This window comes from Enhygromyxa salina (genome assembly GCF_000737335.2).
In the GTDB taxonomy this organism is placed as follows: Bacteria; Myxococcota_A; Polyangia; order Nannocystales; family Nannocystaceae; genus Plesiocystis; species Plesiocystis salina_C.
In genome coordinates, this window is the sequence record NZ_JMCC02000022.1 from 1 (window position 1) to 18,457 (window position 18,457).

14 protein-coding genes are annotated in these 18,457 nt (G+C 67.7%); 3 read left to right on the plus strand and 11 right to left on the minus strand.

Annotation, left to right across the window (positions count from 1 at the left end; all coding sequences use genetic code 11):
- Nucleotides 1–240: 240 nt before the first annotated feature.
- Complete coding sequence (locus DB30_RS10065) at nt 241–987, minus strand: LiaF domain-containing protein (protein WP_146658427.1); 747 nt, start codon at nt 985–987, stop codon at nt 241–243.
- 47 nt (nt 988–1,034) lie between these two features.
- Between DB30_RS10065 and DB30_RS10070 the strand changes: the two genes are divergently transcribed.
- Nucleotides 1,035–1,829: an SDR family oxidoreductase gene (locus DB30_RS10070; protein ID WP_052548173.1), complete on the plus strand. Its 795-nt coding sequence runs from the start codon at nt 1,035–1,037 to the stop codon at nt 1,827–1,829.
- A gap of 538 nt (nt 1,830–2,367) precedes the next feature.
- On the opposite strand, the gene DB30_RS10075 is transcribed toward DB30_RS10070, so the two are convergent.
- From DB30_RS10075 to DB30_RS41335, 4 genes are all read right to left on the minus strand, one after another.
- Entirely contained in the window at nt 2,368–3,150 is a 783-nt protein-coding gene (locus DB30_RS10075; protein WP_146658428.1) for a response regulator transcription factor, read from the minus strand.
- A gap of 319 nt (nt 3,151–3,469) precedes the next feature.
- Entirely contained in the window at nt 3,470–4,402 is a 933-nt protein-coding gene (locus DB30_RS10080) for a PfkB family carbohydrate kinase (protein WP_052548175.1), read from the minus strand.
- Between the two features lie 53 nt (nt 4,403–4,455).
- On the minus strand, nt 4,456–5,307 hold the full coding sequence (locus DB30_RS10085) for an MTAP family purine nucleoside phosphorylase (protein ID WP_052548234.1): 852 nt from the start codon (nt 5,305–5,307) through the stop codon (nt 4,456–4,458).
- A 269-nt stretch (nt 5,308–5,576) separates the two neighbouring features.
- Nucleotides 5,577–6,422 carry a hypothetical protein gene (locus DB30_RS41335; RefSeq protein ID WP_052548176.1) on the minus strand — a complete coding sequence of 282 codons (846 nt, stop codon included), beginning with the start codon at nt 6,420–6,422 and terminating at the stop codon, nt 5,577–5,579.
- Between the two features lie 372 nt (nt 6,423–6,794).
- Between DB30_RS41335 and DB30_RS10095 the strand changes: the two genes are divergently transcribed.
- Complete coding sequence (locus DB30_RS10095) at nt 6,795–7,301, plus strand: hypothetical protein (protein WP_146658429.1); 507 nt, start codon at nt 6,795–6,797, stop codon at nt 7,299–7,301.
- A 14-nt stretch (nt 7,302–7,315) separates the two neighbouring features.
- The gene (locus DB30_RS10100; protein WP_052548178.1) at nt 7,316–8,383 is read left to right on the plus strand and encodes an endonuclease/exonuclease/phosphatase family protein; all 1,068 of its coding nucleotides are present in this window, start codon (nt 7,316–7,318) and stop codon (nt 8,381–8,383) included.
- 113 nt (nt 8,384–8,496) lie between these two features.
- On the opposite strand, the gene DB30_RS10105 is transcribed toward DB30_RS10100, so the two are convergent.
- The 6 genes from DB30_RS10105 to DB30_RS10130 all read right to left on the minus strand — a co-directional run bounded on the left by DB30_RS10105 (nt 8,497) and on the right by DB30_RS10130 (nt 17,826).
- On the minus strand, nt 8,497–10,197 hold the full coding sequence (locus tag DB30_RS10105) for a CAP domain-containing protein (protein ID WP_052548179.1): 1,701 nt from the start codon (nt 10,195–10,197) through the stop codon (nt 8,497–8,499).
- A complete protein-coding gene (locus DB30_RS10110) occupies nt 10,197–11,498 on the minus strand; it encodes a carbohydrate-binding family 9-like protein (RefSeq protein ID WP_146658431.1) in 1,302 nt (433 codons plus the stop codon). Before DB30_RS10110 ends, DB30_RS10105 begins: the two co-directional genes overlap by 1 nt.
- A 9-nt stretch (nt 11,499–11,507) precedes the next feature.
- Nucleotides 11,508–12,209, minus strand: a complete 702-nt coding sequence (locus DB30_RS10115; RefSeq protein ID WP_146658432.1) for a tetratricopeptide repeat protein — start codon at nt 12,207–12,209, stop codon at nt 11,508–11,510.
- Nucleotides 12,210–12,213: 4 nt separating this feature from the next.
- Nucleotides 12,214–14,001, minus strand: a complete 1,788-nt coding sequence (locus DB30_RS10120; RefSeq protein ID WP_165703687.1) for a serine/threonine-protein kinase — start codon at nt 13,999–14,001, stop codon at nt 12,214–12,216.
- A 121-nt stretch (nt 14,002–14,122) separates the two neighbouring features.
- Nucleotides 14,123–15,994: a DUF4215 domain-containing protein gene (locus DB30_RS10125; protein ID WP_165703688.1), complete on the minus strand. Its 1,872-nt coding sequence runs from the start codon at nt 15,992–15,994 to the stop codon at nt 14,123–14,125.
- A gap of 2 nt (nt 15,995–15,996) precedes the next feature.
- Nucleotides 15,997–17,826, minus strand: a complete 1,830-nt coding sequence (locus tag DB30_RS10130; protein WP_052548184.1) for an RCC1 domain-containing protein — start codon at nt 17,824–17,826, stop codon at nt 15,997–15,999.
- Nucleotides 17,827–18,457 lie beyond the last annotated feature (631 nt).

The window sequence follows — 18,457 nt, forward strand, 5'->3', positions numbered from 1 at the left end:
CTCTTCCGATCTGGGCTTCGGCGGACGGGTACGGGGGGCTTCGGCGGACGGGTACGGGGGCTTCGGCGGACGGGTACGGGGGCTTCGGCGGACGGGTACGGGGGGCTTCGGCGGACGGGTGCGGGGGCTTCGCTCGGGGCTGGCTGGTCGCGGGGGGATGTGTGGCCCCGGGAGGGGGCTCGCGTCTTGTACCGACTGCGGCCGTTGGCGCGGCTGGTCGCGTAGCGGGGTTGGCTGGGGCTATTCGAGCTGGCGTTGGTTGGGGTGGGCGCGGCGGAGCTTGCGGGCTTGTTTGCGCTGGCGCTTGGCGGCTCGGCGGGCCCGGCGGGCGGCTCGGCGGGTGGCTCGGCGGCGGCGGCGGGCGTCTCGTTTGCCTTCGCCGGGGAGGCGCTCGCGGATCTCGACGGAGGCGAACAGGACCAGGCCGGTGATGACGAGGATCGGAGCGTTGGGTCCGGATGGGGAGGCGGGGACGGTGTCGTCGCGCTCGACGGCGCCCATGATGACGCTGGCGTCGACGCGGACGGCGAGGTTGGGGGGCACGATGATGCGGGCCTCGGCGAAGATGCAGCGCAGCTCGATTCGGGTCTCGCCGGGGGCGAGGTGGGCGTTGCGAAAGTCGAGCTCGGCCTCGGCGAACACGCCGAGGAGGCGGTTGGTCTGGGCGGGTACCCAGGCGCCCTGCTGCTCGATGCTGGCGAACATCGCGACGATGCTGCGGGTTGGGGCGACGTCTTGCGCGTTGGCGAGCGCGATGGTGGTCGGGACGGCGAGCGCGGTCGTGTCGACGTGGTCGACGAGATCAGCGATCAAGCGCTCTACGGCGTCAGCGGTCTCGGCGTCCTGCAGCGCCTCGAGCCGACGCTCGAGCTCGTCGTCGTCGATCAGACCTTGGGCGTAGGCGTGCGTGATCACGCCCTCGGCGTGTGGCTTGGCGTCGCGCACAGTGACGAGGTTGTGGGGCGCTCGAGTACGGTCGACGTCCACGCCGCACTATTGCGCGATCTGGCCCGACAAGCCACCATCCGCGACGCATGGAGCACTTTCGCGACAAAGTCGTTTGGATCACTGGGGCTTCGGCTGGGATTGGTGAGGCGCTTGCCCAAGAGCTGGCGCGGCGGGGTGCAAAACTGGTGCTGTCGGCTCGACGCGAAGCGCTGCTCGAGCAGGTCCGCGAGCGATGTGAACGGGCAGACGAGCACATGGTCGTGCCCCTCGATCTCAGCGACGCGGCGACGATCGAGCAAGCCAACGCGCGCGTGCTCGAGCGCTACGGGAACGTCGACATCCTGATCAACAACAGCGGGATCAGCCAGCGCGGGACGGTGGTCGAGACCCAGATCGAGGTCGACCGGCGGATCATGGAGGTCAACTACATCGGCACGGTGGCGCTGACCAAGGCCGTGCTGCCGTCCATGCTCGCGCGCGGGCGTGGGCAGATCGTGGTGATCAGCTCGCTGATGGGAAAGATCGGCACGCCCCTGCGCTCGGCCTACGCCGCGTCCAAGCACGCGCTGCAAGGCTTCTTCGACTGCCTGCGCGCCGAAGTTCACGATCGAGGCGTACACGTGAGCGTGATCAGCCCCGGCTACGTGCACACCGAGATCACCAAGAACGCGCTCACAGCCGACGGCTCGGTCTACGATCAAGTCGGCGACGCCCAGAGCAAAGCCATGAGCGCCGAGCAGTTCGCTACCCGTTGCGCCGACGCGATCGCCCGCCGCGTCAGCGACAAGATGATCGGCGGCCCCGAAGTCTGGGCCGCCCGCCTCGCCCCGTTCTTCCCGCGCGTCTACGAGTACCTGGTCCGCCGCGTCAAAAGTACGTAATTGGACCCCCCCGGAGGGCTTCGCACTTCGCAGGTCACTCGCTTCGCTTCCTTTTTAGACCCCCACAGCCGTTTTCGCACTCCGCAGGTCACTCGCTTCGCTTCCTTTTTAGACCCCCCCGGAGGGCTTCGCACTCCGCAGGTCACTCGCTCCGCTCGCTCCCAACGGGCTGGCTGTTCGCGGGGGCATGTGTGGCCCCCTCGAAGGGGGCTCTTGTCTGAGCACCCACGGCCACCGGCCGGCGCTCCATGGTTGGGGCGCGCGAAGCCAGTCCCCGTAGTGCGAAGCCGCCTATGGGGTTCTCAAAAAACGATGGAGCGCCGCACGGTGACCGTGGGTGCTCTGACGAGAGCCCAGCCAGTCTCCCGTAGTGCGAAGCCGCCTGCGGGTCTCTAAAACCGATGGAGCGCCGCACGGTGGCCGTGGGTGCTCAGACAAGAGCCCCCCTCCAGGGGGCCACACATGCGACAGCGAACAGCCAGCCCGTTGGGAGCGAGCGCAGCGAGTGACCTGCGAAGTGCCAAACCCTCCGGGGGGGTCAGGACTTAGCCCAGGGGTCTTCGACGCCGGCGTCCTCGAGCAGCACCCGCAGCAGATCCGAGCGCGAGCGAGCGCCGGTCCGCGCCAGCACTTGCGACACGTGATACTTGACCGTGCGCTTGGTGCAGCCGAGCAGCTCGGCGATGCGCTGATCCGGGTCGCCCCAGAGCAGTCGCCACGCGGTGATCGTCTGGACCGGGCTGAGCCCCGCGATGAACTGCAGACGCGCGAGCCCATGGCGGATGTCGAAGCTGATCGACTGCGTCTGGAAGATGAGCATCTCTTCATCTTCGGAGGTCGGCAGATCGTCGCCGCCCTTTTGCCCAAGCGCGACGCGCCACGCCTGGGTCGCGCGCACGGTCGCGCCGATGCCGGCGAGCAGCGACGCGTCTTCGACCGGCTTTTGGATGTAGCCGTGAGCGCCGGCGCTCATCAACTGCGCGGGCACTTCTTCGTCATCCTGTCCGGTGACGACGAGCGCCTTGGTCAGCGGCCGGTTGTCGAGCAGCACCGGGATGATGTCGAGCGCGGTGCCGTCCGGCAGCGAGAAGTCGAGCAGCGCTGCGTCGAAGTCTCGGTGCTGGGCGATCGCCTCTATGCCCTCCGCGGAGGTCGGACATCCGACGACGTCATAGCCGGCGCCCTTGAGCGTCCGTAGATACATCTCCAACACGACGTCCATGTCCTCGACCACGAGGATCTTTGGCTTTGCACGCGCGACGCGTCCAAGGCTGGCGGGGATGTCGGGGACCCAACGAGAAGGGGACTCGGTGTCGCTCACGGAAACCTCTGGTGGCTCGGGTTCGGCCACGAGTGACTACGTATCAAGCGACACCGGATCGTGTCCACGCGAAGACTCGTTTCGGCTCGGTTTTCGTGGGGTCGCGTCGGATCGGGCACAGGCGGCCGCAGACTGTGTACCAAGTTTGCGCGGAATCGCGCGAGCTCGTAGCGGCCGCGGCTCCTCGCGGCGCCAGGACCCAACGAGCGGTGGTCAGGGACCCAAATCGCGGTCAACACGCAGCGATCCGGCGATCAGTCCGCTGGCCAAACGAGCGACTCGATCTCGATTGGCGCGCGGTGCCGGATCCCAAAGCGGATCAGAAGCGGGTCAGATCCACGAAGCGACGGTAGCGAGCGTCGACCTGATCGCGGGTGAGCCCGCGCAGGCGATCGTACGAGAAGTCCTGCACGCAGCAGCTCGCCATCGTCGAGCCCCAGATCACGGCCCTGCGAACGTTGTCGCCGCTGAGATCGCCGGTGCTCGCGAGGTGGCCCATGAACCCGCCCGCGAAGCTGTCCCCTGCCCCGGTTGGATCGACGACGTCGTCGAGCGGCAGCGCGGGCGCACAGAACATCGAGCCGTCGGGACCAAAACACAGCGCTCCATACTCGCCGCGCTTGATCACCAGCGTCTTCGGGCCGAGCTCGCGGATCTTCGCGGCCGCGCGGACCAGGTTGTACTCCTCGGTCAGCTGCAGCGCTTCTTCTTGGTTGATCGCCAGCACGTCAACGCGCGCGAGCACCCTGAGCAGCTCGTCGCGGGCGATGTCGATCCACAGGTTCATGGTGTCGAGCCCAACGAGGCGCGGGCGCTTGTCCATCTGCTCGAGCACCGCGAGCTGCAAGCTTGGCTGGATGTTGGCCAAGAACAAGAAGTCGCTCTCGCGGTAGCGCTGCGGCAGCTTTGGCGCGAAGTCTTCGAACACGTTGAGGTGGGTCTCGAGCGTGTCGCGCTGGTTCATGTTCTCGTGGTAGCGACCCTTCCAGCGGAACGTGAGGCCGTCGCTGCGCTCGAGCCCGGCGAGGTCGACCCCCGCGTGCTCGAGATCGCTGATCGACCCCTGCGGGAAGTCGTGGCCGACAACGCCAACGAGCTGAACCTTGGCCAGCGGCGCGGCGGCCATGGCAAAGAACACCGCGGCACCGCCAACGCTGTCCTTGCGCTCGGCGCTTGGCGTGATCACCCAGTCAACGGCGACGCTGCCGACGACCACGAGGTTGTGATTGGACTGATCTGAGGTATTTGGCATGTCTAGCCTATGAAGCAGCAAGAAGCAGCAAAGAGAGAACAGCGCGAACCGGCTCAGCGATCGCGGAGGTAGTGCCCCACGATCAGATCGAGGCGCTCGCGGGTCACGGCCGGGATCTTGGCGGGATCGGTGATCAACGCGCCTGCCAGCGACCGTGGCCACGGCAGCTGCTCGCAGCTGGTGGGCAGCAAGTTGACGAGCTCGAGCACGATCTTGCGGACCCGCGCGACGTTGGCCTGCATGATCGCAACGACCGCGTCGACGCTGACCTCTTGCTCGCTCTGGTGCCAGCAGTCGTAGTCGGTCGAGGTTGCGAGCACGGCGTAGGCGATCTCGGCCTCGCGGGCGAGCTTGGCCTCGGGCAGCGCGGTCATCCCAATGATGTCGCCGCCCCAGCGCCGGTACAGCTCGGACTCCGCCCGGGTCGAGAACGCGGGGCCCTCCATCACGATCATCGTGCCTTGCCGATGCAGCTTCTGATCACTCGCGGCGATGACTGGCGCAGCGGCTTCGGTGACCAGCTTGCGAAAGCCCCGATCAAAGGGATCGCCAAACTGGATGTGGGCCACGCAGCCGTTGCCGAAGAAGCTGGACGCGCGACCCTTGGTGCGATCGATCAGCTGATCCGGGATCACGATGTGACCGGGGGCGATGTCGGCCTGCAACGAGCCAACCGCGGAGGCGCTGAGCAAGTGCGTGACGCCCAGCTGCTTGAACCCGTGAATGTTGGCCCGGTAGTCGATCTCACCCGGCAGCAGGATGTGGCCCGGCCCGTGCCGCGGCAGGAACACCGCGCGCAGCGGCGGGCCGTTGCGGCGCGGCAGCTTGCCGACGACGAACGCCGCGGAGGGCTCACCGAACGGGGTCTCGAGCGAGACCCGCTCGACCTGCTCGAGCCCGTCCATGGCGTAGAGACCCGAGCCTCCCACGACGCCAAGGACCAGCTCGCGGCGAGCTTCGGAGGACGCGGGGTGCGGCTTGAAGGTGCTCACGCGGCGGCATCCTAACCAAGCAGGGGCCTCGTGCAAACACGCGCGGTGCCGCGGCGCGCCGATCGCCCCTCATGGGGGCTAGATCGCGTCTGCTGTCGTGCTTCGTCGATCCGCGAGGTCGCGCGATCGCTACAGCGTGCGGCGCGGTCAACACGGCCACGTACCCAGGTGCAGCCCCGCAACTACTCGAAGCGGTGCCCGCACGCGGTCGGCTCGACCGGCGCTTGCGAGCTGCCCAACCAGATGTCGTGGAGCACCAGCTGCTCGCCCTCGAAGCTGAAGCTGCCCTCGCCCTGGACGTCGTCGGGCAGGTAGTTTCCGCCAGTCGGCGTCAGCGACAGCGCGCTGGTGTCGAGGTCGTGCGCATACGTGGCCCAGTAGTCGACGTAGACCTCGAACGGCTCCCAGGTCACGCGCGCCTCGCCGCCAGCGGTGAACACCAGCTCGCCGATCGGATCGCTTGGCACGAACTCCGGCCCCCCGCCGCAGGGGATCCGCGCGACCTCGGTCCAGTCGCCTTTGAGCGGGTGCAGCTCCGGGAGGTACGCGAGCACCGTGCCGTTGACGGTGGCGAGCCCGTCTTGAATGTCTGCGCTGACGTTGAACAGCGCGCCATCCGGGACATCGTTGGCGAGCGTGAACAGGCCCGTGTCGGGATCGATCGTCGCGCCCGCGTCAACGGGATCGACCGTGTAGACCGAGCAGGTGTCGAGCTCCTGCAGACTCACGGCCTCGTAGATCGTGAACTGATGGGCCCCGCCGGGCACCAGCTCGAGGTTCGGGTTCCAGAACCGTAGATCCAAGAAAGGCTCGTCGGGCAACGGCGTCGGGCACTCCGCGTCGCCGTCGCCATCACCATCACCATCCCCATCACCATCACCATCCCCGTCCCCATCTCCATCCCCATCTCCATCCCCGTCGCCCGTCTCACCATCGATCGTCGTCGTGTCGCTGGTTGCGTCATCCGTGCAGCCTGTGGCCGCGAGCGCGAGCGTGAGAGCCGTGAGTGTCGCCAAGCCAGTCTTCATCGCAAAACCGTGCCCGCAGGCGCGGCCGCGTGCAAGCTCAGCCGCGCGGGTTCACGACCAGGTTCAACCCGCTGTAGGCATGTCCGGAATGCCCGACCCGCTGTGCCCCGTGGGTCGCCGCGGCGGCAAATCCGGCGATCGACTTACAGCCTTCGGCCCCATTCCCGGCGTAGGCCAACCGCGGTGATAGCATCTGAGATTGGACCGTTCGGACTTCTCACTATCGAATTGGCGACATTCGACCCAGGTTTGGCACGCGCTTGATGGCCCTCGGTGTTAGTCTCTTCTTCGCGGCGTGTGTGGGAGCGGCGCCGTGCTTCACGTGTCATTCGATTGTCCAGCATCAGTTCCCCGACCGAAGGATAGGGTTCCATGACCGCAGATGTACGTATTGTAGACGACAAGCTCGTCCTCGAAGGCCCGGTTCGCATTCAGAGTCGCGCGTTGACCAACGGCAACCCCAACTCGCTCAACATCGAGGTCGACGATAACGCGGTGACGATCACTGGGCCTCTGCATGCCCGCGCTGGCGCACAGATCGTCGGCCTCGAGTCAACAAAACTCTCAACGGATGAGCTGTTCATCGTTGGCGAGGAACTCGCAGGGTTGCCGGCGCTCCCAGCGGTCACCGCCGAAACACCCAGCAGTCCCAGCCCGAGCCCAAAGCCGAGCTTGCGCCGCCCCGGCTCGATTCGGGACATCGCGGGACTCAGGCAACCAATCTCGATCCGAGGGTCTGGACAGACGACGACCGGGCAGAAGTGGGCGCGTGACACCGGCCTGGTCACGAACCACACCCTCGACCTCGTCGAGTACGTGCGCACGTTGCATGCGCACATCGCCGCCCTCTACAAACGAATCGAGACACTCGAGTCCTGAGCGGGAAACCTCTGATGACCTCACTGCAAGATCTTGCTCGCTTCATGGATCCCCTCGATCCACCCACGTCGCTGTCGGCGCTGGTCGACATGCACCGATGGCACTCCCGAGCTGATGAGCCGGGCATCGCGCGAATGCTCCGACGTCACGATCATCCAAAACGGGTCGACATTCGCTTGTTGTGGCAAAACACCTTTCTGCTGTCGAGCGGATTCGGGATAGGCGACAAGCCTGATCTTGGGCCGCGAGCCAAAGCCATTGGCACGCTGATCCGCGACCGCTACGATGTCGCCGCGCTCGCGGAACTCTTCACAGACTCTGAGCGCAACGGCCTGCTCTCGGCGTGGCCACGAGGCCAGCGGCCACGCGCGTTCGGGATGGGCCCAGGAGCAATGGAGAGCTCCGGGCTGTTGACGGTCGTCAACAATCCCAACCTCCAGGTGACTCGCTCGGCTGAGGCCGAGTTCGAGAATGAGGCTGGCGAAGACGCGTTGGCTGACAAGGGGGTCCGTTTCATCGAGATCTTCGCGGGCCCCGGAACGACTCACATGGGCGACGGTCGCATCGAGATCTTCTCGACCCACCTGCAGTCCGGCGGCCATCGGGACGTCGCATTGGCCCAGGTTCGCGAATTCGTCAACAAGATATTTCCCTATTTTCACCGCCCAGAGAACGCAGCGATCCTCGTCGGCGACTTCAACATCCGGCCTGGCAATCCAGAGTTTCCACAAGCCAAGAGCGCGCTCGAGAGTATCGGCTTTCGAGACCTCTGGGAGACTCGGAGCAACACGCGGGGCGACACCGACCTCGGAGAGCGAGACCTGGCGCTCACCAATTCGATCTGCCCGCTCGATCCAGCCGATCCCACCTTGTGTCGCGAGCATGGACTTGGGCCCCGCAACTCCAGGCGCATTGACTACGCTTGGGTGCTCGAACCCACGAACGAAGTGGCGATCACGATCGACTTCTCACGACCGCGTCGCGTCCGGCCGCCCGACTATGCCCGAGGCGGGGGCAAGGTCGGGCTCTCCTCGGACCACCTTGGGCTCGAGTTGCTGATTCGTGTGGCCGCGAGCCGGTAATTGGGGACCGCCTACGCAGGTTGGTCAGCCGGGTCGGCAGCGTGTCGCACGCGGAGCCCGGTAGAAGCGCTCGTCGACTATCGCGGCCAGTAGCCGGGAGGTTCAAGGCGCTGTCAGCTGCCAACGAGCAGCACCATCACGAGCCCCTGCCCTGTCCCCGCTTGGGCCACGCCCACGCCAACTTTTGCCGCGGCCCCAAGCTGCAGCCACAGATCCAGCGAGAGCAGATCCGCGAAGCTCCCCGCCGTGACCTGGTGCTGTTGGAGCGACTTCAGGCCCAGCTCGAACACCTGCGCTTGCAGATCGTCATCGGTGATCCCCGGCCCGATCCCGGCGGCCCCGTCGGCGCGGCGCTGGGCGATCTTGTTCATCGCGCCGACCCAGGTCACGCCCGGCTTGCCCTCACCCTTGCGCCGCTCGTCGACCCGATCACGCAGCGCCGTGCTCGGCCGCGCGGGGGTGTCGGCGCCGAGCTTGGCGTAGAAATTTTGGGTCAAGAACACCGGCCGCGGGGCATCGGCGGCGCTCGACTCGGGCTCACCAAAAACCACGCCGATCCCGACGTGGGTGATGTCATCGGCGAGCAAATTGGCGCGGTGGCCCGGGCTGTTCATCAGGCTCTCGTGGATGCCCTTGGGCCCGTAGCCGCGCGCGACGTTCTCACGCACGACCGACCCCACGATCCCCGCTCGCTTGAAGCGCGAGGGCGCGTCGCCCGTGGTCGGCGAGGTGTGGCCCACGAAGCCGTTGGCGGCCATGTCGTCGCTGTGGCCCTTGGCGACCGTGGCCGCGCGGTCGTCCCACGCGAGGATCGACAGGCCCCTCGCCTCGCGCTCGGCGTTGAGCAGATCGAAATTGCCGCGGACCACGTCGGCGTCGGTCACCTTGGGGCCGATCCGCTCGTAGCCGTAGCTGATCTCGCCGGGCGGTTGGACCCCGCAGAACACCCGGAAGTTGGCGACGACCTCGGGCCCGAGCGCGCCGTCGGCCAGCACTTCGATCTGGTAGGCGCCGTCGCCCGCGTCGCAGCTGACCACGGCCTGGATCGAGCCGTCGCTGCCGACGACCCCGGCGACCCGCGCCCAGTGGCCCTTGGGATCGACCCGCTCAATTCGTGGCTTGACGCGCTTGCCCAGCAGCTTGCCGCGCAGCTCGATCCGCCCGCCGCTCTGGACCGTGATCGGAATCGGCTGCAGCTCGATCGCCCGCTCGACGATCGCCACCATCATGCGGGTCTTGGCCCCGCCGTTGACCGCCGACACGCCCACGCCCACGCGCCAGCGGCCCGGGGTTGGGGACGCGCTCACGGTGTTGAGCACCTCGTCCACGAGCGCGTCGAGGGCCTCGCGGCAGTCGGGCTTGGCGGCGTGATCGCAGCCGTGATCGCTGCCTTGCAGCTCGACGACGACGACCGCCGGCTGGGGATCCGGGACCCCGTGCCAAGCCAGCAGCGCGTCGAGCAGGGTCGGCGGCATGTCGAAGCGGCTGGGGCTGGCGATCGCGAGATCGTGAACCATGGCCGAGAGCGCCGGATCGTGGGTCAGATCGCTGCCCCGCTGGCCGCGGTGGCCGGCCTCGATCGCGCTGAGGATCGCCTGCTCGACCTCGCTCAGCGGATGCGGACGATCGATCCCGTAGGTGGCCGCTGCGGTCCCGCTGGCGTGGGCGACGGCCTGGATCTCGTTGATGTGGCGGCCGCTGCCCTCGCTCGGACGCGGCGGCGTGGGGCCAGCGTGCCCGCCCCCGTCACAGCCGAACAGAGCCAGGCAGAAAGCCAGACACGAGCCTTGCAGTCGCAGGTCAAACGAGGTCATCAGTTGTCTCCTGCCGCGGCGCTCGAGTCTACCAGCAGCAATTCGGCGGCGTTGCGCCACGCGTGAAAATCTGGGTCCAGGGTTGGGCTCAGGGCCAGGCCGACCTGGCGCTTGCGATCGGGCTTGTCGAGCCGAAACACGTTGACGCGCAGCTGCTGGCCAGGCTTGGGCGGGCACCTGATCTTGGTGTGCTTGCACAGGTCTGCCCACGCAAACGCGAGCTCGACGGTCCAGCCTTGGTCGCCGCCGCGGCGCTCGAGCTCACCGTCGAGGGCGACCGCGCTGCGCCAGCTGCCGTCCCAGCCCTCTTCGCCCTTGCGATACTTGGGGAACCGGGCGTCGAACTGGACGTTGCGGGCCGAGACCTGATGCTCGAGGTAGCGCGCGCCCGAGTTGTCACCGGCGATGAACACCTCGAAGGCCTCGTCGCGGTACAGCGGATCGTCGCGCTCGCGGTGCGGGGCGTGGAGGTCGGGATCGGGCAGCGAGCCCGCGACGTACAGGTGGTCTTGATCCCAGGCGAACCACACCTTGGTCGGGCCGCCGAGCTGCGCGTTGAGCTCGTTGGCCGGCTCGCCCTCGCGGGTGGTCAGCAGCACCGCGGGCGCCGTCTGCCAGGCCGGCTCGTCGAGCACGCCGTCTAGGTTGATCGAGTCAGCCACGCGGATCGCCTGGACCCGCGCGGGCCCCGGTTCCACGGGTACGACCCCCAGGATCACGCGCCCACCCACGGCCCGGGTCTGATCCGAGAGCATCTCGCTGCGGGGCCCGGCGAGCACGGGCATCGCCGTGCTGCCAAGGTGCAGCTCGAGCGCGACCACGGCCCACTGGGCGTGCCAGGTGGGACCGGGCGCCGGCAGCTCGAAGCGCTGGACGCCGTCGGAGTCGATCGTGACGTCCACCCACACGCTGCGTGGATCGTCTGGCTGCCCGCGCATGTCGTAGGCGACCTCTTGCTGGGCCGCGGCCCGCGGCGGGAGCAGGCCGAGCTTGGCGGAGGCGCTGCGCAGGCCCATGGTCTCGAACTCGACGATCACCGCGGGGCCTTCGGCGCCGATCCTCGTCGGCACCAGCGGCGTGGGGCCGATCTTGCGGGCGTCGATGCTGGACAGCGGCAGCGTGATCGTGCCCATGAATTGCTCGAACGCGGGGTCGTCCGACTCGGCGAACGGCACGGCGACCTGGGCGATGCGATCTGGCGGCGTCGCGTCGCGGCCCACACACGCGACCCCGCATGTGACCACGCATGTGACCAGGGGAGCGAGCGCGGCGACGCGCGTGCAGGTCAGGCGATGCGACAAGCGGGCACCTCAGAACCGAAACATCACCCCGCCAGCGGGGATCGGCTGCCGCGCTGCGCCGGCGCTCGCGGTGCCGGCGTTGGTGTTGTCGCCGTCATCCACGGCTGACGAAATCGCGATTCCAGCGATCGCCCCCGCCGAGGCCACGATCGCGCCCAGCGTGACCCAGAAGTACCACTTCTTCGCGATCGACACGGGCTTGGGCGCGTCGACGACCTGGGGCGGCGGCGGTGGCTTGGGGGCCAGCGCGGCGAGCCGATCCGCGCGCGCTTGATCGATCGCGTCACGGTGCGTGGACGCGGGCTCTTCGGGCTTGGTCCCGCGCGAGGCGGCCTCGATCTCGGCCAGCTGCGCGTTGATCTGCGCGCGCTCGCCAGCGTCCTCCGGGAGCAGCTCGAGGGCCGCTGCGAGCGAACGCTTGGCCTGCTGGTAGTCGCCAAGCGCGAGGTGGACCTCGGCCTCGAGCTGGTGGTTGGCCACCGTTGGCGCCGCTTCGGTCCGGGCCTGCGCGAGCTCGCGGGCGGTTGTGAGATCGCCGTCGTCCAGGGCCGCGCGGACCTGCGAGGTCTCGGGGGTGGACACCGCGCCAGCTGACTCCGAGGGCTGCGGCGCCGCGTGGACCGAGACTGGGATCGTCGTCGCCAGCGCCGAGGCCAGCACGCCTGCACACAGCCGCGCGAGCGGGGGGTGCGTGAGCAAGTGGTTGCGCACGGGCTCAGTCATACACGTCGTCTTTGATCGTGGGCAGGTCTGGATCTGGTTTTGCGTCGGACGGCTTGGGATCGGGCTTGGGCGGCGCAGGATCGGGTGGCGGGGGCTCGGGCGCGACGGGATCGGGCTTGGGAGCTGGCTTGGGATCCGTCTGCTTGGGCTCGGGCTTTGGAGCCGGCTTGGGCTCGGGCTTGGGAGCTGGCTTGGGATCCGGTTCGGGAGAGATCGCCGCTGGATCGGGCGACTTGGGCTCGACCGTGGCGACCGCGGGCTCCGCTTCGCGGACATCACGCGGCAGCTCTGCGGTCGGCTGATCCACGTCCACGTTCGGCGGCGCTGGGTTTGATTGTTCGCTGGCCCCGGACACCTCGATGGGCGGCGCCTTCGCGGCCTCCGCCGCTGGCTCGCGCGAGGGTTGTTCGCCGCCCCCGACGACGATCCAAGCGACACCCAAGCTCGCAACGATGACCACCGCCCCCATCGCGAGCACCGCCCGCCGACGCGCCGTGCCCCCCTGGCTCGTCGTGGGTGGCGCGGTGGTTGTCGAGCGCTGCGCCTCCCACCGCGGCTCGTCCCCCGCCACCACCACGCGCGAGGTCGAGGTCGAGGCTGCCACGTGTCCGATCGATGTGCCCGCGCGCTTGTTGGAGCCCGCCGTCGTCGCAACCGCGAGCGCGCGCACGGGGGCGTCGATCGAAGGCGCCGCGGTTGGCCGGTCCGAGATCGACTGCCCCGCCTCGACCTCGGGCAACACGTGGGTGTCCGCCCCAACCCCAGCCACGTTGTCGCGCGGACCGGTGCGCACGACCGCCAGCGCCCGCCGCTGGGCGTCCAGCATCGCCCGCAGCTCGAGCGCGAGCGCCTCGGCGGTGGGACGGCGCGCGGGATCCTTGCTCAACAAGCGCATGCACAGGGCCGCCAGCGCATCCGGGATCGGCCGATCCGGCGCAGCTTGGCGCGGGTCCAGGGGCTCGGTGTGAACATGCAGCGCCAAGATCCCAACGAAGCTCGGCGCGGTGAACGGGACGTTGCCGGTCAGCAGCTCGTACAGGATCACGCCCACGCTGTAGATGTCGGCCGCTGCCGTCAGCTGGGCGCCCGTGACCCGCTCGGGTGCCAAGTAGTAGGGCGTGCCAAGCAGCGAGCCCTGCTGGGTCTGCACGCCCTGGCCGCCCTCGGTGATCTTCGCGATCCCAAAGTCGAGGATCTTGAGCTGGGGACCCGGCGCGCAGCAAAACACGTTGGCCGGCTTGATGTCGCGATGGATCACCCCCGCCCGGTGAGCGGCCGCGAGCCCCTCGCACAGCTGCGCGAGCAGCTCGAGCGCGTGATCCAAGCGACCTTCTTGCTCGAGCCAAGCCTCGAAGCTCTGGCCCGCGAGCAGCTCCATGATCATGTAGGTCTGCGGACCCGCCACCCCGACGTGGTTCGCAAAGTCGACGATCTCGACGATCTCCGGGGTCCGGATCCGGCTGGCGGCGAGCGCCTCTTGTTGAAAGCGCGCGAGGTTCTCGGGCGACTCGCGGGCGTCACGGCGCAGCAGCTTGAGGGCGACCCGACGCCGCAACACGGTGTGCTCGGCCTCGTAGACCCGGCCCATGCCGCCCTCGCCGAGCAGCCGCACGATCTGGTAGCGCTCGCCAACGATCTCGCCGGGCTGCAGCGCGGGATCGGGGTCGGCACGCTCCTCGCTGCCAAACCGAAACGGTCGGGTGGGACGCGCTGTGGTTGCCCGCGCGACCAGCTGCTTCGGCGGCTCCGACGTCCACGCCGCAGTTCCCGTGCCCGACACGGCCTCCACCGTAGCATTGCTGACGCGCGCGCACCGGCCCGAGTTGGCTGCGCACGAGCTTGCGCCACGGCGCGAACTGGGTCGCGCGCGGCGCCCCGCCAGATCAATCGAGCGCCCGTGGCTAGGGTGTGAACACCTGGACGTTGCCCACGCTGGAAGGGAGCTCGGCGTCGCCGATGTCGTTGGTGTTCGCGTATCCAAGCGCCCCGTAGGCGCCATCGCCCCAGCAGCGAAGCGCGCCGCTCTCGAGGATCACGCAGGTTCGATAGTACCCTGCGGCGAGCGTGTCGACTGGGCTGAACCCGCCGATGTCCACGTTGCCAGCGACGGCTGGCGCCTCGTTGTCGCCAATATCCGCCAAGTTGCCGTAGCCGAGCCCGCCTTCATTGGCCCACCCCCAGCAGCGCACCGCGCCGCCCTCGAGCTGTGCACAGTTGGTGCGAGTGCCAACGGCGAGCTGCGTCACCACGCCGCCGATGTTCACCACTCCAACGGCAGCCGGATGCTCGTTGTCGCCAATATGGCTCGAATTGCCATACCCGAGCGCGCCGCCCCAAGCTGCGCCCCAACACTTCACGTCGCCGGTGTCGAGCAGCGCGCAAGTGTGGTCCAGCCCAGTCCCGACTCCAACCGCCGTGCCACCGAGTTGGATCTCCCCCCAGTCGGCGGGGGCCTCGTTATCGCCGACGTTGCCGCTCGAGCTGTATCCGAGGCGGCCAACCAGTCCATTGCCCCAACACGTGATACCGCCGGTATCGAGCAGCGCACAGACGTGGGAATCCCCCACGCTCACGTGGACGGCGACGCCCCCAATATTCACGTCTCCAGCAAACACAGGGTCTTCATTGTCACCGATGTTATTCGTGTTTCCGTAGCCGAGCTTGCCGAAGCTACCCGCACCCCAGCAGCGCACCGCGCCGCCTTCCAGCAGCGCGCACGTCGATCCGCCACCAGCATCCAACTCGACCACGGGGGCTCCCAGGTTCACGTCACCGACCTCGGCTGGTTCTTCGTCGTCCCCGATGTCGAGTTGATTGCCGTAGCCCAGCCTGCCGTTAGTGCCGCCACCCCAACATCGGACCGCGCCCGTGTCCAGCAGCGCGCAAGTGTGATGCGCTCCCGCGCTGATCTGAACCACCGCGCCGCCAACGTTCACGTCGCCCGCGCTGAACGGGTGCTCGTTGTCACCGATCGTGTCTGTGTTCCCGTAGCCCAGTCGACCGTGAGCGCCCCAGCCCCAGCACCGCACCGCGCCCGTGTCCAGCAGCGCGCACGCGTGGCTGAATCCATGGCTCACCTGCAGCACGCGCTGCTCGAGGCAGTCGAAGCAGCCGTCGTTGGCCTCGTCGTTGCCGTCCTCGCACGCCTCGCCAGCTTGGACAAAGCCGTCTCCGCAAGCCGCGAGCGTGCAGGCGGTCGTGCACGCGTCGTGTTCGTTCTCGTTGCCGTCGTCGCACTCCTCGTAGCCAAGCCACACATGACCATCACCGCAGGCCGCGAACAGACACGCGTTGGTGCAGCCGTCGGTGGGGTCCATATTGCCGTCCTCGCACGCCTCCCCCGGGTCGAGGATCCCGTTGCCGCAGGTCGCTAGCACACACGCGTTGGAGCACGCGTCGTCGTCGTCCTCGTTGCCGTCGTCGCAGGCCTCGCCGGCTTGCACGATCCCGTCGCCGCACACAGGCAGCGTGCAGGCGTTGGTGCAGCCGTCGTCGGTCTCGTCGTTGCCGTCGTCGCAGGCTTCGTCAGCCTCGAGCACGCCGTTTCCGCAGACGCCCTCGTCGCCTGTCTCGGTGTCGGTGCCATCGTCGGTCGTCGTGTCCGTCGACTCGGTCGTGTCCGTCGACTCGCCCGTGTCCGTTGGCGTCGTCGTCGCCTCAGTACTGTCGGTCTGGGTGGCGTCGTCGAGGGTCGTGGCGTCGCCCGAGCAACCGGCAGCGACGACACTAGCGAGCGCCACCGTCAGCGATCCATGGATACGTGAGCGCCGCATCATCAGAATATCTTCACGTTCGGTTCCGAGGCCGGCGTCTCATTGTCGCCGATCGGGTTGGAGTGACCGAGTCCCAGCGCACCGTAGATGTTGAAGCCCCAACAGCGCACCAGCCCGGTGGTGAGAAGCACGCACGTGTGCCTGTATTTGACGCTCAGCGACTCCGCGAGACCGCCAAGCTCGACTGTGCCGACCGACGCTGGGGGCTCGTTGTCTCCGATGTTGACAGTGTTCGCGTAGCCGAGCTGCCCGTAGTTGTTGCGACCCCAGCAGCGCACCGTCCCGCCCTCGAGCAGCGCGCAGGTGTGCTCGCGTCCGACCGAGACTTGGGTCGCGGCCGCCCCGAGCTCGATGTCGCCGGCAGAAGCGGGCGCCTCGTCGTCGCCGATGTCCATGGTGTGTCCATAGCCAAGCTGACCAAACTCGTTGCGGCCCCAGCAGCGTACGGCGCCCGTGTCCAGGAGCGCGCAGGTGTGCGACAAGCCGAGCGTCAGGTCGACGACGACACCGCCGATGTCGACGTCGCCCGCGCTCGCGGGCACCTCGTCATCGCCGATCCACGCTTCATTGCCGTAGCCCAACACGCCATCCCACCCCACTCCCCAGCACCGCACCGCCCCAGAGTCGAGCAACGCGCAGGTGTGGGCATACCCAGCCCGCAGCTGCGTCACGACCCCGCCCACATCAACATCGCCAACGCTCGACGGCAGCTCGTCGTCGCCGATCGTCTCTTTGTTCCCATAGCCAGGCGAGCCGTAGAACCCCCCGCCCCAACACCGCACAGCTCCTGTATCGAGCAACGCGCAGGTGTGGAGCCCGCCGGCGGCTAGCTGAATGACAGCGCCCCCAACCTCGACGTCGCCCCCCGTGCCGCCCGGTTCATCGTCGCCGATCGGCTCGACGTGGCCATATCCGAGCAGGCCGTCGAGGTTGTTCCCCCAACAGCGCACGCCGCCAGTATCGAGCAGAACGCACGAATGATCGTCCCCCCCGTCGAGCTGGACGACATCTCCACCAAGAGCGACATCGCCCGCGGCAAATGGATACTCGTTGTCGCCGATGTCCGAGATGTTTCCATATCCCAGCTTTCCGCCCCACCCCTCGCCCCAACACCGGACCGCGGCGGTGTCGAGCAGCACACAGTTCGCTTGTGCCATCGCCGAGATGGTGAGCACGCGCTGCTCGAGACAACCAAAGCACCCGTCGTTGGGCTGCTCGTTGCCGTCCTCGCACTGCTCCTCGCCTTGCAGGACCCCGTCGCCGCACGCAGCGAACTCGCACGACGTCGTGCAGTCGTCGTCGTCGTTGGGGTTGCCGTCGTCGCATGATTCGTGGCCCGCCCATACGATTCCGTCGCCGCAGATCGGGAACAGGCACGCGTTCGTGCAGCCGTCGGTGGGGTCGTCGTCCCCGTCCTCGCACTGCTCGCCCGGGTCCAGCACCCCGTTGCCGCAGCTGGCCAGCACGCAGCTGTTGGGGCAGGCGTCGTCGTCGATCGCGTTGCCGTCGTCGCAGCTCTCGCTCGGGCCGGGGTCGCCGTCGCCGCAGACGTTGAGCTGGCACATGGCGTTGCAGAGCTGACCCGGGCCGTTGTTGGGGCCGGCGTCGCAGGGTTCGTTGGCCTGGACGATGCCGTCGCCGCAGGTTGGGAGCGTGCAGGCGTTGGTGCAGGCGTCGTCGTTGACGAAGTTGCCGTCGTCGCACTCTTCATCGGCGTCGACGGTGGCGTCGCCGCACGCGGGGTTGGGGGGGTCGTCGGTCGTGGCGTCGGTCCCCCCGGTCGTGGGGTCGCTCGAGCTTCCCGTCTCAGTGGCCGACCCAGTCTCCGACATCGTGCTCGTGTCGAGTCCGTAGTCTGTCGTCGCGTCAGCTTTACAGGCTGCGAAAATCAGCAACGTTCCGAGAATTACGAGCGGCCTTCTTGGGTTCGTTGCCCACATGCTTCGGCAGTAGAACACCACTCGGTCTTCAACACAAGCCCGAACTAGCAGTGCTCCTAGAACACTCATCGTTAATTCCTGCGGCACAGATCCACTCCGCCCGGACCTCCCAATCAGCCCAGCTCTTTCTAAACAAATCGAGGATCCCGAACCATTGGACACAGGTTTCACTACACGTTTTTTCACGCCCGCCCCGGATATTCGCCGTTCCGAATACAGTCAATGCGATCCTGAATCGCCCGACAAACCAAGGCGATCAAGTCATCCAAGCCCATACTCTCGGCCACCGCTACGAGATCTGGTTCCAACCCCGCGAGACGGCCAATGAGCGCCTTGCGAACCCTTCCCGGTTCCAATGGCAAATCGAGTTCTTGCACCTCAACCTCGAGCGCCGGTTGCAGGAGGCCAAGCAGCTTGCCGATGAGACCAGGTCGCTTGGGCGATGACTTCACCACTAGGACCACGGGTTTCCCGTCCGCATCCCAACCGTGATCACCATATTCCCCAGCGAGAACGTCCGGCG